13 protein-coding genes are annotated in these 15,318 nt (G+C 68.9%); 9 read left to right on the top strand and 4 right to left on the bottom strand.

Annotation, left to right across the window (positions count from 1 at the left end; genetic code table 11):
* Positions 1-207: 207 nt before the first annotated feature.
* From ACFSL2_RS15685 to ACFSL2_RS15670, 4 genes are all read left to right on the top strand, one after another.
* On the top strand, positions 208-3,156 hold the full coding sequence (locus ACFSL2_RS15685) for an FtsK/SpoIIIE domain-containing protein (protein WP_253878289.1): 2,949 nt from the start codon (positions 208-210) through the stop codon (positions 3,154-3,156).
* Positions 3,153-3,968: a hypothetical protein gene (locus ACFSL2_RS15680; protein WP_253878287.1), complete on the top strand. Its 816-nt coding sequence runs from the start codon at positions 3,153-3,155 to the stop codon at positions 3,966-3,968. Before ACFSL2_RS15685 ends, ACFSL2_RS15680 begins: the two co-directional genes overlap by 4 nt.
* A 62-nt stretch (positions 3,969-4,030) precedes the next feature.
* Positions 4,031-4,291, top strand: coding sequence for a hypothetical protein (locus ACFSL2_RS15675; RefSeq protein ID WP_253878285.1), 261 nt, complete (start codon positions 4,031-4,033; stop codon positions 4,289-4,291).
* Positions 4,292-4,343: 52 nt separating this feature from the next.
* Positions 4,344-4,688, top strand: coding sequence for a hypothetical protein (locus ACFSL2_RS15670; RefSeq protein WP_253878283.1), 345 nt, complete (start codon positions 4,344-4,346; stop codon positions 4,686-4,688).
* On the opposite strand, the gene ACFSL2_RS15665 is transcribed toward ACFSL2_RS15670, so the two are convergent.
* Positions 4,643-5,904, bottom strand: a protein-coding gene (locus tag ACFSL2_RS15665) for an IS3 family transposase (RefSeq protein ID WP_377183469.1) whose coding sequence is annotated in 2 segments (ribosomal slippage) — positions 4,643-5,559 and positions 5,559-5,904 — 1,263 coding nt in all. Because the reading frame shifts where the segments join, the coding sequence is not laid out codon by codon here. The genes ACFSL2_RS15670 and ACFSL2_RS15665 overlap by 46 nt on opposite strands.
* A 208-nt stretch (positions 5,905-6,112) precedes the next feature.
* Here ACFSL2_RS15665 and ACFSL2_RS15660 point away from each other — a divergent pair.
* Positions 6,113-7,192 (top strand): IS110 family RNA-guided transposase, encoded by a 1,080-nt coding sequence (locus ACFSL2_RS15660; RefSeq protein ID WP_253878237.1) that lies wholly within the window; start codon positions 6,113-6,115, stop codon positions 7,190-7,192.
* A 35-nt stretch (positions 7,193-7,227) separates the two neighbouring features.
* Here ACFSL2_RS15660 and ACFSL2_RS15655 read toward each other — a convergent pair whose 3' ends face one another.
* The 3 genes from ACFSL2_RS15655 to ACFSL2_RS15645 are packed head-to-tail and all read right to left on the bottom strand — an operon-like array spanning position 7,228 to position 11,701.
* Positions 7,228-7,551, bottom strand: coding sequence for a P-II family nitrogen regulator (locus tag ACFSL2_RS15655; protein ID WP_242136442.1), 324 nt, complete (start codon positions 7,549-7,551; stop codon positions 7,228-7,230).
* Complete coding sequence (locus ACFSL2_RS15650) at positions 7,548-10,118, bottom strand: DUF2309 domain-containing protein (RefSeq protein ID WP_253878235.1); 2,571 nt, start codon at positions 10,116-10,118, stop codon at positions 7,548-7,550. Before ACFSL2_RS15650 ends, ACFSL2_RS15655 begins: the two co-directional genes overlap by 4 nt.
* On the bottom strand, positions 10,115-11,701 hold the full coding sequence (locus ACFSL2_RS15645) for a proton-conducting transporter transmembrane domain-containing protein (protein ID WP_253878233.1): 1,587 nt from the start codon (positions 11,699-11,701) through the stop codon (positions 10,115-10,117). Before ACFSL2_RS15645 ends, ACFSL2_RS15650 begins: the two co-directional genes overlap by 4 nt.
* Before the next feature lie 224 nt (positions 11,702-11,925).
* On the opposite strand from ACFSL2_RS15645, the gene ACFSL2_RS15640 reads away from it, so the two are divergent.
* The 4 genes from ACFSL2_RS15640 (at position 11,926) to ACFSL2_RS15625 (ending at position 15,179) form a co-directional block, all read left to right on the top strand.
* A complete protein-coding gene (locus tag ACFSL2_RS15640) occupies positions 11,926-12,834 on the top strand; it encodes a MarR family transcriptional regulator (RefSeq protein ID WP_377198736.1) in 909 nt (302 codons plus the stop codon).
* Positions 12,831-13,916 carry an L-threonylcarbamoyladenylate synthase gene (locus ACFSL2_RS15635; protein ID WP_242136445.1) on the top strand — a complete coding sequence of 362 codons (1,086 nt, stop codon included), beginning with the start codon at positions 12,831-12,833 and terminating at the stop codon, positions 13,914-13,916. Before ACFSL2_RS15640 ends, ACFSL2_RS15635 begins: the two co-directional genes overlap by 4 nt.
* A 109-nt stretch (positions 13,917-14,025) precedes the next feature.
* Positions 14,026-14,328, top strand: coding sequence for a helix-turn-helix transcriptional regulator (locus ACFSL2_RS15630; protein ID WP_242136446.1), 303 nt, complete (start codon positions 14,026-14,028; stop codon positions 14,326-14,328).
* Positions 14,325-15,179: a DUF6671 family protein gene (locus tag ACFSL2_RS15625; RefSeq protein WP_253878229.1), complete on the top strand. Its 855-nt coding sequence runs from the start codon at positions 14,325-14,327 to the stop codon at positions 15,177-15,179. The genes ACFSL2_RS15630 and ACFSL2_RS15625 overlap by 4 nt, the downstream gene beginning before the upstream one ends.
* The last annotated feature ends 139 nt before the right edge of the window (positions 15,180-15,318 follow it).

Here is a 15,318-nt window from a genome sequence, read left to right as displayed (position 1 = left end):
CCGGACAAGGGCGACGGCGTCCGGTCGGCGTGAGCCGTGCGAAGGTTGCCGATGTTCGTCATGCTCGCGAGGTGCCGCGCCGTCCCCGCGACACCTTTACCCAGAGCTCCCGGTGGCTGCCGTGGTCTGGGCTTCCATCGACGGTGTCGGTGGCGTGTGGGAGCCTTGGCCCGGTCGTGTTGGTGTTTTTCTCGGGCGGGGGCCGGTGTGAGTGACCAGGTAGGGGCCGCTTCGGGCGAGGTTGTGGAGTCGCCAGGGACGGTCGAGGAGCGCATGCGGGCGCTGGCCGGTGCCGCACGCCGGCTCGTGGTTGATGCGCGGTCTGTTGCCATGCAGGAGGAATCCGCCGCGGTGGCGAGGTTGTCTGCCGCGAAACGCGCTCAGGCCTCCGTCGCTGTCCTGCCCGTCCAGCAGCAAGCGAACACGCTCGACGCCCAGGACAGGCGCCAATTGGCCGAACAAGCCGCCGTGCTCGCGCCGGGTGCTGCAGGTTGGGAACCCGGCGACGGTCGCTGGCGGCGAGGAAATCTGGCCGCTGGTGCGCGGTGGGCGGGGTTCGTCCGGGTCGGTACTGCCGCGGGTACCGGCGTCCCTGTGGTGTTGCCGCTGCTGGGCACCACCGGGTGGTGTGTCCTGCCGTCGTCAGCGGTCACGGAGGACGACTTCGCCGAGGTCTCCACCGACCAGGTCCTCCCGGATGGGAGGGCCGTCCGCGAGGGCGTAGCGGCACGCGCGACGGACGCTCCTGACGACCTGGCCGGGCGGCTGGGACAGGACCGGTCGGCGTGCCTGACGGTGGTGCAGCAGGCGGTGCTGCGTGTGGTTGCGGCTTCGGAGCCGTTCGGGGTGCAGGTCGAGACGTTCGATCCCCAGGTCACCGGTGTGATGGGAGTCTTAGGTGCGGTCACGTCTCGTTTCGGGCAGGTCGTGTCTAGGCCGGTGCACGACGCCGCGGGCTTGCGTTCGGTGCTGGCGGGGCTGGGTGAGGTGTCATCGATGCGCGCGCATCGCATGGCCCAGGCCGGGCTGAGCAAGTTCGAGCAGCTCCAGGCCAGGTCCCGGTCCTCGGACGCGCACCGGGTGCTGGTGGTGCTGGACTACCCCCGCGGCGTCGACCAGACCGCACAGGCCGACCTGGTCCGCCTGGCGCAGTCTGGGCAGGCACGTGGGATCAGCCTGCTGGTGACGTTCGACCCGACCGCACAGCCTGCCCCGGGCGTGAATCCCGATGACCTGCTTGGTCCGCTGTCCACGGTTGTCGCCGGCGGTGACGAGCTGTGGGCCGAGGCCCTGCCCGGTGTCTCTGTCGTGCCCGACGGTCCGGTCGTGGACACCGAGGCCGTGTGCCGGGACGTGGTGGAGCGGACGAGCAAGGCCGCACTGCCCACGATCGGGTTCACCGAAACTTTGCCCCCGCGCGAGACGTGGTGGGTACCGATCGAGCAGGGTGAGGGTCTGGAAGCGGCGATTGGGTTCACCGACGCCGATCCGGCTGTCGTTCGTCTGCGGTCGGGGAACCCTCCACTGCCACACGTGCTGGTGGCTGGCGCGATCGGGCAGGGCAAGTCCAACCTCCTGCTGGCCCTGATCCACAACCTGGCCGTGCGGTACTCCCCGGACGACCTGGAGATGTACCTGATCGATATGAAGCACGGCGTGGAGTTCGCCCGGCTCGGTCCAGGACCGGGTCGGAAGGCGTTCCTTCCGCACGCGAAGGTGCTGGGGATCCACGCCGACCGCACCTTCGGCGTCGCGGTCCTGCGCCACCTGAACCAGGAGTTGGTCGCGCGCTCGCAGGTCTTCAAGCAGATGGATGTCACTGACATCGCGCAGATCCCGCCCGGCGGCCTTGCGGGCCTGCCCCGTCCGGCGCGGATGCTGGTGGTGCTGGACGAGTTCCAGGTCCTGCTGGACGGCGACGACGACCTGGCGACCGAAGCGGTTGGACTGCTGGAGCGCATCGCCCGGATCGCGCGCAGCTACGGCGTGCACATGGTGTTGTCGACGCAGACGCTGGACGGCACGCCGAAGCTGACGGCCAAGCGGGACTCGATCTTCGGGCAGGTCCCGGTGCGTATCGCGTTGAAGACCACCAGCAACGACTCCCAGGTCGTCCTCGGCGCGGGCAACAGCGCCGCAGCAGGTCTGCAGTTCCGCGGGCAAGCGATCCTGAACGACAACTACGGCGCTACCGGTGACAACCGGCAGATCCAGGTCGCCCACGCCGACCCGGACGTCCTGGCGGACCTGCGGCGCGAGCTGTGGGAACGCGCGGGTGGGGAGCGGGTGTCCGTCCCACGGGTGTTCCACCTGGCCGAACCCGCGAACCTACGGACGACGGTGGGCTCCATCGAGCCCGGGCGTGATGTCACGGGCGCCCCGAACGCGTGGGCGGGTTTGCCGGTTGCTGTGACCGAGCAGCCGGCGACAATCCCGGTCCGGCATGAGCCGGGCGCCGGGGTGTTCATTGTGGGCGACGGGCCAGCTGACGCTCTCGGGGTGATCACCGGTCTCACCCTCTCGACCGTCCTCGCCGCAAGGGGTGCCGCGGCGGAGATTCCGAAGGTGGTGCTCCTGGACGCAACGGCCGCCGACCCGGCCACCACCGTGGGTAAGCGAGCACTGACGGACGTGTTGTTCGCTGCGGGGTGCTCGGTGGAGCACGTGACGTCGCACGAGTCGATCACCGCCCGGATCTTCACTCTGCGTGACCAGATCCGTGACCGGCAGGTCCCCGGTCCGTTGCTGGTGCTCGGGCACGGGCTGCACGCGGTGGCCGGGATGACGCAGAACCCCGAGGGGTTGATGGAGAGCCCGGCCAGTGCCCTGGACGACGTCCTCAAGCACGGCCCGGGTGCTGGGGTGGTGACGTTCGCTTGGTGGAACAGGCTGCACGTGGTCACCGAGCAGCTCGGGTTCAAACGCTCCAGCGTCAGCGCTTACATCTTCCTCAAGCACCCGCAGGACGGCGTCCGGTCTGCGCTGGGGCAGCCGCTGCTGCGCTGGGCCTCCGACCCCGCGCGATGCCTGGTCTGGGACGGCATCGGCGTTGACCCCGTCCTCGCCGTGCCGTTCGCACCGCTGACTGCGTCGGAGGGCGAACAGCTCGCTCTTCAAGTACGCCCCACGACCGGCCGGACGGAGGCGACCCGATGACCACCAATCTCAACCCGTGGGCAACGCCGGACAAGGGCCCTGATGACCGGGCCGGGCGCGAGAACGTGAGCACTCCGCCCGCACACGTGCCTGCCCCCGATCACGGAGCGGTGTGGGAGGACTACCGGCAGTCGGTCACCCAGCTGGCACACGCCCAGGCCACTGCCCTCCAGGAGACCGACACCGCGACGCAGGAGGCGGAGGTCGCTGTTGCGCGGGCGCAGGCCGACGTCGACCAGGCCCGAGTACACCGTGCACGGGTCGAAGAGCGGGTAGGGCCGTTCGAGGCAGAGATCGCGCAGATCCTGGCCGATGCGGGGGTCTCACCCGACGGCGCCGGCTCCGGCAGCGCCGAGCTGCCTGTGGAGACCACCCAGCAGGCGCTCACCGCGATGGACGGCCTGACCGAACAGCTCCACCAAGCACACCGCGAGCTCGCCCAGGCCCGGCGACGCCGGGCTGCCAGCACAGCCCGATGGATCTCCATCGGTGTGGTGCTCGCCGCCGTCGCGATCACCGCGGGCGTACTCGGGCTGCTCGGCGCTGCCGGGTACGTGCAAGCAGCGGGTGCGGTGATTGCGTTCTGCGTGGCGTGGCCGGCACGGACACGTGGCTGGACAGCTGCCGCGATCAGCGGCGGCATCGCGGCCGGTGTCCTGGTCGCGGTCGTTGCCCTGACCGGGCCGGTGATCTCGGCGATCCTCCTGCTTCTGGGAGCCGTAGTCGCGGTGATCCTGGCGGCCAGGGCGGGCATGATCCGCGCCGCCCGCGTGAAGCCGCCCACTGGTCCGTCCGGGTTAGGTCCCGCGTGACCAGGCTCGATGCAGTGAGTTCCAGTCTGGCCCGTACCGGGCCGCAACAAGGGGGTATGTGAATGTCCAAGGTCGAGGACCTGAAGACCGCTGTATCGGTGGTAGCGAGCAATGCGCAGAACACGGCCAACAGTCTGAGCGGTTACAAGGCGAAGCTTTCCGACCAGATAGGGGAGATCCAGGAGCTCATCGGCGGCACCGCCACGCAGACCGACCGCGAAGTCATCGCGTCGCTGTCCGCCGCGGTGCGGTCTGCCGAAGAGACCGTCAACTCTCTCCTGGACGCAGCTCGCAAGGCCAGCGCGTACACCAACCAGATCTGACCGTCCACCGCCGTCGTGCCGCGCGGGAACAAGGGGGTGAGCACCTGTGGCGATGTCCAGGCTGCAACGCATCGCCGCGGACCTGCTCGAGTTCTACGAGCAGACCGACAAGGACCTGCAGCTGATCGCCGAGCTGGCGCAGGCCACGCAGGGCGACGCGAACCTGCTCGGGTCCGTCTCGGCCTACGAGGCCGCGGTCAAGGCGGAGCTGCTCGAAGAACGCGGGCAGGTGATCGAGTCCTCCGTCGAGCATCTGACTGCGCTCCTGCAAGGCGCTGTCACCAGCCTGACCACCACCTACGACCACGTCAGGGGGCCTTCGCCCCGAGAAGTGGACACGTCTTCGTGTGGTCAGGCGGCCAGCCGTAGCGTAGCCGGGTCGGTTTCGTGTTCGTAGTCGATGGGGCTCTGGTTCCCGAGCCGGGAATGCGGTCGGCGCAGGTTGTAGCGCGTGATCCAGCGGAACACTGCGAGGCGGCAGGCGCGGGCATCGTCGAACGCGGGTGCGCCGGCCAGGGTCTCGCGTTTCAGCGTGGCGTTGAACGACTCGGCCAGGGCGTTGTCGGCGCTGGTGCCGACCGCGCCCATGGACTGAGTCACCTGCAGCCGGCCGCACAGCTGCGCGTAGTCCTTCGATCCGTACTGGGCTCCGTGGTCGCTGTGAAAGATTGCTCCGGCCAGCGAACCCCGCTCGGCTACGGCGGCCTGCAGGGCGTCGGTGACCAGCTCGGTGCGCATGTGATCGGCCAGCGACCAGCCCACGAGACGGCGCGAGTACAGGTCGATCACCGTCGCCAGATACAAGAACTGCCCGCCACCGATCGGCAGGTAGGTGATGTCGCCGACATACCGGCGGTTGGGTGCCGGAGCGGTGAAGTCCCGCTTGATCAGGTCGGCCACCTTCTGCCCGGACGGGTCCGGGACCGTGGTCCGTACCCGTCGGCGCAGCCGGATCCCCGCGATGCCGTGCTCGCGCATCACACGAGCGACCCGTTTGTGGTTCACCGGCGGCCCGACCGGGTCGGTCTTACGCAGCTCGGTCGTGACCCGCGGCGAGCCAAGAGCCGGATCCTCCTTCAGCAGGGCCCGGATCCGTGCCGCCAGCCCGGCATCAGCCCTGGCCCGGGCGGCACGACCAGCGGCACCGTCGCGCCACTTGTAGTAGCTCGACCGGTTGATCTCAAGAACCTGGCACAGCCGCTTCACCGAGTAGGTGGGATGGTGCTCGGCGACGAACTGGAAGCGGCTCACCAGGTCGTCTCTCCCGCGAAATACTTCGCGGCCTTGCGCAGGATCTCCCGCTCGGTGGCGAGCTTGCGCTTGTCAGCCTCCAGGCGAGCGTTGGCTGCCTCGAGCTCGGCGACCCGTGCCTCCAGCTGCCCGACCCGGCCACCGGAACGCACCGCCGGCTCGCCGGGCGTCGTGCCCGCTGCCGGACCGGCCGTCACGGCGGCCTGCCCGCGCTGCTCAGCCGCGCGGCGCACCCATAACCGCAACGTCTCTCGCGAGACGCCCAAGTCCCGGGCGATCCCCTTGATCGTCGCCCCGGGTGTGGACTCGTACAAGGCCACAGCATCGGCCTTGAACTCCTCCGGATAGTTCTTCATAGCCATGCGGATCAAACTCGCTTCCTCTGGATCCACGATCCAGTATCAGCGTGTCCACCAAACGGGGTGAAGCCCCCTTGATGGCTTGATCAGAAGCATGCCCGACCTGTGTCCTGCACGGGTTGTGGCCCATGACAGTTACGCCTCCAGGTGACTCCTACCCAGGCCGACGCCGGTCACGACGTCCACGCTCGGGAGGAACATCGCAGTGTCCATGCTCGCAGAAGCAGTACCCGTCGCGCAGGTCTACCTGTTCGTCGTCGGGATCGATACCCATGCCCGTAACCACGTCTACGCGATCATCGAGACCCTCACGGGCGCGGTGGTCGACACCCAGGAGTTCCCGACCACCGCGGCCGGCCTGGCCCGCGCGTCGGCTTGGGTCGCCCGCCGCACGATCGACACACCGCAGGCTGTGCTGATCAGCATGGAAGGTACCGGCTCCTACGGGCGCCTGGCCGCCGGGCACCTCGCGGGCCTGGGCTACCGCGTGGTCGAGGCGCCCACCCCGGTCCGCGGCAAGGGGAAGGCCAAGACGGACATCCTGGACGCCCAGGCCGCGGCGCGTTCCGTCCTCGGCCAACCCGCTGACCTGCTGCGCGACTACCGGGCCGGGGAAGTCGCCGGCGCGATGCAGGTCCTGACCACCGCCCGCGAACGGCTCGCCAAGGACAAGACCGCGCACCTGAACGCGCTCACCGCGCTGCTGCGCACCCATGACCTGGGCATCGACGCCCGCAAGCCGCTCACGATGGCCCAGATCCGCGCCGTCAAAGCCTGGCGCAGGCGCACCACCGACCCCCTCGACCAGCAGTACGCCCGGACCGAAGCAGCCCGTCTCGCCGCGCGCGCCCTGGAACTGCACGACGAGCTCAAGGACAACGAGAAGACCCTGCGCGACCTCGTGGCCGCACACGCCCCCGACCTGCTCGACGAGCCCGGCATCGGCCCCTACTGCGCCGCCGTCATCCTCGCCGCCTGGGCCTACCCCGGCCGCGTCCGCTCCGAAGCCGCGTTCGCCCGCATCGCCGGCACCGCGCCGATCCCCGCCGCCTCCGGCAACCACAGCGACTACCAGCGCCTCGACCGCGGCGGCGACCGACGGCTCAACCACGCCCTGCACGTCGTGGTCATGACACGACTACGCATGCACGACACGACCCAGGACTACGCCGCACGCCGAACCGCCGAAGGCAAGACAATCCGGTCAATCCGCCGCCAGCTCAAGCGCTACCTCACCCGCAACCTGCACAGGCTCCTGACCAGGACAAACGCACTCGCCGCTACGGCTTGACGAACATAGAAGCGTCTTTGCAACGACCCTGGATTTCATGTGAAGTAGTCGGGTCGGCTGACATAAGTGTCGGTGACGAACATGACTCCGGAGGAGTTCTCGAGCAGAGGGCGTAGGCCGGCGATGAGGGCGTCGGCGCGGTGGTCGGGGATGACGGTGATGAGCAGGGCGAGGGTGTCCTGTTCGTTGAACAGCAGCCGTCCTTCGTGGTATCCGCTGTGGCCCAGACCGGAGACGCCGGAGATAGTGGTGTATCCGGTGGCGCCGGAGTGCTCGATGATGCGGCGAACGTCGGGGGCGTCGGTTCCCGAGACGATGACCTCGATTCTGGTCATTTTCGCGAGGTTGGTGCGGGTCATGGCTGCACTCCGTTCGAGGTGGGGTAGGGAATCCATCCCCCGCGGGCGCGGTGTTGCCAGGGGGAGCTCTGGTCGGTGCGGGCGAGGAGAGTGATCCAGTGGTTGTCGACGAGATCGCGCACCTTGGGGTTGCGGGCCACGATGGTGTCGATTCGCTCGTGCGGGGCGTGGACGAGGACGAGCAGGCGCATCGGTTCGTGCACGAGGCGGTTCCCGACTGCCACCGATTGCCAGGGCAGGCCCGTTCGCAGGTCTCCGGACGGGCCGGTGAGAACGCCGATTCCGCCGACGACGTTGTGGGTTGTTTTGGTGCCGGCGCCGAAGATGTCGGGGGCGACGGTGGAGAAATAGTATTGACAGTTGATCCATTGCGCGACGATCATCGCTGCGGTGAAGATCGTTTCCAGCGCGGTCGCGGTCGGGTCGTCGTCGGGGTTGTAGGAGTGCAGGAAGCAGCGGCTGCGCAGATCGACGCCTGCGGACAAGGTGCGTGGTCCGATGATGAATGCCGCGTTGCCGGCCAGGCCCCATTCGGGATACACCTGTGCCCAGTCCGCGCTACGGGTCCCGGCGTGGCGTGCCGCCGTGTGCGGACTCGGTCGGTCGGGCGCGCCGGGAAGCAGGGTGGTTCGTTCGGCAGCGAGGCGACGTCCGGCTTCGGCCAGGTCGGCGGTGAGCCGATCGAGGTCGTGCCGATGTGTGTCGGGCACCCGGTAGCGATCGAGGATGGTGACGCGGTCGCTGGTGGTGTCATGCTCGGCGGCGACGAACCAGCTGTCGTCGGGAATGTCGATGCCGCGGCTGGCGAGCCTGTCGCGCACTTCGGTGTCATTGAGGATGTCCACGGCGGCGCGAGCGTTCGGCCCGCCAGGGTTGCCACCGCAGGCGCCGCAGGCCAGGGCCGAATGGAAGGGGTTGTTCTCGGTACTGGCGCTGTGTCCGCAGAACACCACCAGCCGAGCGAAACCCTTGGTGAGTCCCATGACCGTGAGGGCGGTTTCGGCGATCTGCACACGCTGGTCGAGACCGAGCCCGCCGGCGGTGTCGATCACGGTGCGGGCAGGGGGCGCGATCCGGGTCCGGGTGCGGGTGCGCCATCGCCGGTAGCGGCGAGGTGCCAGGGTTTTCGCGGCGGCCACGGGCCCGCTCGCCCAGCCGAGGATCTCGGCGAGAGCGAACGGTGCCGCCAGGTCGGCTTTGGCGGTGTGGACCGCGTCCGCGGTGGCTGCGAGGGTGTGCAGTCCGGCGATGTGGCGCTGCGCCGCGACGAGCGCTGCCGGGTCGGGTTGTTCATATAGGTCGATGTGAGGTGTCACCAGAGCCGGCGCCGCGATCGCGGGATCGCCGTTGGCGAGGGCGTGGATGCGGCTGGCCACAGCGAAGAACCCCGCGAATCCGAACGTGTCGTAGCTGCCCAGCGCCTCGAGGTGCCGGCGCAGTCCTTCCGAGCGGGGATCGATACACAGCACCAACTGCGCGTCGGCGCGGGTGAAGTTCGGGGTGGGGACGGGTTTGTCCAGTTCCTCCAGCAGACCGCGGCGATAGTGCGTCTCGTAGGCGTCCAGCCACACCAGTGGCCGCGAATCGACGGGCATATGGTCGAGAATCCGGAGGATCGACGCCTCGCCGGCGGCATCGAGACCGGTCGTGCCCAATGCCTGTGCCGCGCGATGGGCACGGTCTGTGGCCGTGCCCGATGGGTGAGCGGGACCAGGAGCCGTCCTCGCGGGTAGTTCGGTGGTGTCGAGCAGGTGCGCCTCGTAGCTGAGCCGGACGGCGAGATAGTCGACCAGGTCGATTGTGGAGCCGGGTGTGTTGCTGTGCCACAGGATGTGGCTGGCCCAGCCCGGCAGCCGCGTCAGGTGGGCGCGCAGGTAGGCGATGCGTTCACCACCGTGTCCTACACCGAGTCGTGCCAGTGCGTGCGAGATGGCATCAGCGGGATCGGAGGGGAGGTCGCGCAGCGCGCGGCGAGCGGCTGCGGGGAGCCGCGGATCGCGTGGCGCCAGATCGGCCCAGGCCGGGTAGAAGCCCCGGTCGCGGCCGGGCATTGTCCAGCTGGCCTGGCCGGGATCCAGATACGCCGAGCACCATTTGACGGTTTGAGCGTCGATCGCTGCCGCGGTGCGCGCGCACACGCGTTCGCTCAGAGTGAGCAGCCGGCGGGTGGGGGGTGGCGGGGTCGATCCGTGGACAAGGTCGGCCAGAAGGATCTCGGCGGCGGTGTAGACGCGTCCGTCGACCTCGACAGGTGCCGCGGTGACGGCGTCTGGGAGTCGGCGCTCGAGAGCCTCGCTCAGATCGGCCTTCGTGATTCGGCCGGTGGTGTGGGCGGCGCGGAACTCGGCCTCGTCGAGGGTGCCTCGGAGGCCGTAGAGGTCACCGGCGATGGCGAGAGCGTCGTCGAAGGGCCGATGTTCCAGCCCGCCGAGTGGGTTGACCGCGATAAAACTGCTCAACGGCCATACGGGGGTGAGGACGCGGGCGGCCACACTGATCTCGGCTCGCAGCTGTGCGCGCTCGATCGCGCGCTGATCGACGGGGACCGAATCGACGGTGACTGTCATGATTCTCCTACCACAACGGGAACGAACGATCTGGTAGGCGCGGCACTGCGCGCGCCCCTGGTGAACGCGGTCCTGCGAGCGCGCGGACCGAGATCACCGAGACTCAGACACACCACATACAGGGTCTTGTGCAGCGAGGTCAGAGCGGGGACGGTGGTGACCCGTACGGTGGTGAGCGCCGCGACCACCACGAAGACCGGGATCAGCGTCCACGCGCTCATTACCGCGGGGCCCGCGGCCCGCAGAGTGGGTTCGGTGAAGGCGCTGAAGACCGACAGCGCACCGAGGTAGGCAACCATCACGGCGATGAGCACTGCGATGAACGCGCTGGCGGGCCCCGGTTTCGTCACGCGTCGGGCCCAGCCCCACATCAGGCGGGTGCCCGTCACCCACGCGAACGCCAGCAGCAACACCGTCCCGGAATGGGCGAGCCCGAACACCGATTCCCACAGCCACACCGCACCGGCGAGCGCCACCGTGGGCACCAGGAGGGCGAGCGCTCCGAAGGCGCGCCGCGCACCCGGACTGCCCAATGGTCGCGGTGGTGCGGTGCGTTCTTTGACGTGATCGCCGACCGCGGACCCCGACCCCAGGAAGAGCGTGGCCTTGTACATGCCATGTGCGATCAGGTGGAACAGCGCGGCGGAGTAGGCGCCGAGAGCGCACGTCATCACCATGAATCCCATCTGGCCGACGGTGGAGTAGGCCAGTGCGGACTTCACGTCGGGCCGGGTCAGCATGAGCGCGGTGCCGTAGACTGCGGTGAGCGCGCCGGCGAGGAAGGCCAGACCCGTCGCCGTGGCGTAGGAGTCGATCATCGGGTGCAACCGCAGCAGCAGCACGCCGCCCCCGTTGACGATGCCGGCGTGCAGCAGAGCTGACAGCGGTGTCGGCGCGGCGACGGTGGCCGGAAGCCATCCCGCTATCGGGACCAGCGCGGAGCGAGCCACCGCCGCGATCACGAGCGCTCCCGCGATGATCGAACCCGCCGCCGATGTGGTCGTCGGCAGCTCGAGAGCGCGCAGGTCCACGTTCCCCCACTGCACGGTGGCCACGATCACCGCCGTCCACAGCGCGATGTCGCCGACGAGCACCATGCGTGCGGTCCGCGCGACCGCCACCGGCACCCACGCATCGGCGCGGTACACCCGCAACAGCCACCACAACCCGAGGCCGATCGCCGACCAGGCCACAGCCAGCCCGATCAGCGTGGCGGCGGTGACCATCGCCGCGGTGGCCGTGGTGAGCAACCCGGTCAGCGCGGCGAAGCGGGCCGCCCGAGCGTCTCCGCGCAGGTACCGCGTGGCGAAACCCTGCACCACGGCACTGACGCCCAGCACCAGCAACAGCAACAGCACCGACACTCGATCGGCATAGAACCCGGCCACCGCCGACCCGTCCGGGCCGGTGGTCATGACCGCGGCGACCGGGCCGCGCACCGCCACCTCTATGGCGACCACGACAGCCGACACGGCAGCGAACGTCGTCACCGCGACACCGCAGCGACCGGTGCGCCATCCCGCGAGCAACAGCGGACCGGTCATCGCCGGCAGCAGTACCGATACCAGCAGCAGCACACTCACTGGCCTCTCCCTCCCAGCGGACGACCCGCTGATCACTCACCGACGCGATCACCTGTTGTCGGCGACCACCCGAACACCGCCCGGTTGCCACCGGATTGCCGGGAGCGGTCGGGGAACGCGATCGGACGCCGTCGATCACGACATAACGCGACTCACAATACACGAAATATAAAACACGTTCTCGGATGTGTTAAATCACTGTCGCATGTTGTAGCGTGTGATGCGTGACGGACTGGACGTTTCTCACCAACCACGCGCGGGTGCTGCTGTGCATCGCCCGCGACGATCAGATGCGCCTGCCCCAGATCGCCGACGAGGCCGGCATCACCGAGCGGGCGACCCAGCGCATAATCACCGAACTCGAACGCGCGGGGTACCTTGAGCGCAACCGCGACGGTCTGACCGGTCGCTACCGCCTCAACGGCGAGCTACCTTTCCGGCCACGGACGGACCGGGACGTCGCCGTGGGCGAGGTCCTCGACCTGCTCGAACACCCCACCCGAGACGACGGGTCCGTGGCCTCGGTAGCCCGACTGGAGCCGCGGCTGGTCGGCACGACGTCGGCGTGGATGGTGCTGCTGGTGCGCAGCGTCGACGATCTGGACGCGGCCGTGCCCGCGGTGAACGACTACCTGAACCACCTGCGTGAGGGCCTCTCGCCTGCCAGTCGGCACGACAGCACGCTGCTGGGCATCTGGGTCCGCGGCGACCTCGAAGAGGGACTGCCCGAATGGCTGCACTACGAGTCGGCCACCCCTGCGGCGGTCCAGGACGAGACCTCGCAGGCGGCCGTGGCTGAGGCCATGGTCGGGGTCCGCAGGTCGGTGTCACTGTCGGGACTCTGGACGCTGTGCTGGATCGACGGTCCCCTGCTGCGTGCGACCGACACCACCGATCAGGCCCGTCGGCACGTTCTCGACACGTTCGTCGCGGCTACCTCCGAGCCGCGAGGGTCGCGCTTGGGCGGCATCTTCTACGCCAGCTTCGCCGCGAGCCGCCCCTCGAAGTTCATGGCCGCCGAGGTCGCGGATCTGCGTGCCCGCCATCCGCGTCTGGTGGCCGATCGGTGGTTCGTCGTCGACGACGATCAGGGCATCCAGAGGCTGATCACCTACTCCGGAGTCGACCGATGACGCACACAGCCCGACCGACGACGTTCACCGGCCCTGGGACGATCTCCCCCGCAGCCGCCGCCCGGCCCGCTCCGGCCCAGGTGCAGGGGGTCGTCCGCGGCGCTGCGGAAATCCTGCGCCGAGGCGGTCTAGTCGCCTTCCCGACCGAGACCGTGTACGGGCTCGGTGCCGATGCCGAGAACGCCGAGGCGGTCCGCCGAGTCTTCGAGGTCAAGCGGCGGCCCGTGACGCACCCGCTGATCGTCCATCTCGCCGACTCCGGCCAGCTCGGCGACTGGGTCACGGGAACACCGGGTTACGCTCGGGTGCTCGCCGAGTGGTTCTGGCCGGGGCCGCTCACCCTGGTCCTGCCGCGTAGTCCCCGCATTCCGTCCGTTGTCACCGGTGGATGCGACACCGTCGCGGTGCGGGTCCCGCATCATCCCGTCGCCCAGCGCCTGCTCACTGCATTCGGCGGGGCGATCGCGGCGCCGTCGGCCAACCGTTTCGGTGCCGTCAGCTGCACCAGCGCCGAACACGTCGCCGACGAACTCGGCCCCGCCGTGGACCTCATCCTCGACAGCGGCCCCTGCCCGGTCGGGATCGAATCGACGATCATCGACGTCACCGGCGACGAGCCGATCCTTCTCCGCCCGGGCGCGGTCGGGGTGGATGATCTCGCCCGGGCACTGGGCCGGCCGATCCGAACAACCACACCATTGCCCGGGCACCGCGCGCCCGGGCAGCATCCTTCGCATTACGCCCCCCGCGCGCGCGTGGTCCTGGTCGAGGAGAGCGAGATCGTCGCCGAGGCCGATCGACAGCAGTCACACGGCCTGCGAGTCGGAGTCTTGCGACCACCCGCGAGCACGGCATCGATCACCATCGACAGCGCGCTGGTGATCGACGTGCCGACGGCAATCGGCGACTACGCCCGCGATCTGTATCGACTCCTGCGCGAATTCGATCGTCACGACTGCGAGGTCGTCATCGCCTCACTCCCTACCCCCGCGGGTGTCGGTCTGGCCATCGCGGACCGCCTCACCCGCGCATCCGCCCCTCGCCCCGCAGGAACCGCGTCGACCAGCACATGCGCCGAGTAGGAGAGGATCTGTGTCAACGACGCGAGTCGAGCGCGACCAACTACATGTGCAAATGAACTCACGTAAGACAAAATGGCAAACAGGGATCGTAGATTGTAGGGTGATCACGGTGGCGGACTGGACGTTTCTCACCAACCATGCGCATGTCTTGTTGTGCATCGCACAAGACCCCGGGATGCGGCTACGCGACGTCGCCGACGCGGTCGGCATCACCGAACGCGCGGCTCAGCGGATCGTGGCCGAACTGGAACAGGCAGGCTACCTCGAACGCGTCCGCGACGGGCGCCGCAACCGCTACCGATTGAACCAGGAACTGCCACTGCGGCACCCCCTCGACCGCGACCACGCGGTCGGGGAAATCCTCACCGTCCTGACAGCCGAGCCGAAGACCGCCCCCGGCCGTAGCGCATGAGCGCACCACACCCCTACCGCGACCGCGAAGTCGCCCTAGCGACCAAACATGGCAAGGAGCGGGTGCTGGCCACCGCCCTGGCCGAGCGGCCCGGCCTGATGGTCCAGGTCGCTACCGAGGTCGATACCGACCAACTGGGCACTTTCACCGGCGAGATCGAACGCCCGGCACCACCACGCGAGACAGCGCTGAGGAAAGCCCGCCTCGCCATGCAGGCCCTGAGACTGCCCCGTGGCCTGGCCTCCGAGGGCGCCTTCGGCCCCCACCCCATCGCCGGATTCATCCCCGCAGGACTGGAATTCCTCGCCTTCGTCGACGAGGACCTCGGCCTCGAACTCGTCGTGCACCATCTCGAGTGTGACACCAACTTCGGCCACACCGTCACCGACCAACTCGACGAACGAACCTCACAGTTCCTGCAATCCGCCCAGTTCGGCAGCCACGCGGTGACCGTGCGGCCGAACACCGCCACAACCGACGAGGCACTCTACAAAGGCATCCGCACCAGCTCCGCCCTCGCCGCAGCCCTCGCATGCTGCGCGGCGGCGTCCTCGGACGGGCACGCGCGCATCGAAACCGACATGCGCGCCCACCTCAACCCCACCCGCATGCGCAGCATCGCACGACTGGCCACCGAACTGGCCGAACGCCTCGACCGGCTCTGCCAGAGCTGCGGCGCCCCGGGGTTCGGTCGCGTCGCCACCGAACCCGGCCTCCCCTGCAGGCTCTGCCTCACCGCCACCCCGCAGCCAGCCGCAGACATCCACGGCTGCGCCCGCTGCGAACACCGCACCAGAATCAAGCGTCACGAACTCGCCGACCCGGCGGGCTGCCCCTTCTGCAACCCCTGACACCCACGAGACAGCCACCACCACCCACCATGCAAATCGCGAAACTCGATTCGCATATCAACTGACATGTGTTCGGGCATGTGGCAGCCTCGCGACCGAGGCTCAACCTGGCCCCATGCACGAGCGTCGGTCGGCAGCA

This window comes from Promicromonospora aerolata (assembly GCF_042682255.1).
GTDB lineage: Bacteria > Actinomycetota > Actinomycetes > Actinomycetales > Cellulomonadaceae > Promicromonospora > Promicromonospora aerolata.
This window is presented reverse-complemented; position numbering and strand designations above follow the sequence as displayed.

Bases quoted from the DNA above. Each gene is read 5' to 3' on its own strand.
- ACFSL2_RS15680 (WP_253878287.1), top strand. From the start codon at position 3,153: ATGACCACCAATCTCAACCCGTGGGCAACGCCGGACAAGGGCCCTGAT.
- ACFSL2_RS15675 (WP_253878285.1), top strand. From the start codon at position 4,031: ATGTCCAAGGTCGAGGACCTGAAGACCGCTGTATCGGTGGTAGCGAGC.
- ACFSL2_RS15670 (WP_253878283.1), top strand. From the start codon at position 4,344: ATGTCCAGGCTGCAACGCATCGCCGCGGACCTGCTCGAGTTCTACGAG.
- ACFSL2_RS15660 (WP_253878237.1), top strand. From the start codon at position 6,113: ATGCTCGCAGAAGCAGTACCCGTCGCGCAGGTCTACCTGTTCGTCGTC.
- ACFSL2_RS15655 (WP_242136442.1), bottom strand. From the start codon at position 7,551: ATGACCCGCACCAACCTCGCGAAAATGACCAGAATCGAGGTCATCGTC.
- ACFSL2_RS15650 (WP_253878235.1), bottom strand. From the start codon at position 10,118: ATGACAGTCACCGTCGATTCGGTCCCCGTCGATCAGCGCGCGATCGAG.
- ACFSL2_RS15635 (WP_242136445.1), top strand. From the start codon at position 12,831: ATGACGCACACAGCCCGACCGACGACGTTCACCGGCCCTGGGACGATC.
- ACFSL2_RS15625 (WP_253878229.1), top strand. From the start codon at position 14,325: ATGAGCGCACCACACCCCTACCGCGACCGCGAAGTCGCCCTAGCGACC.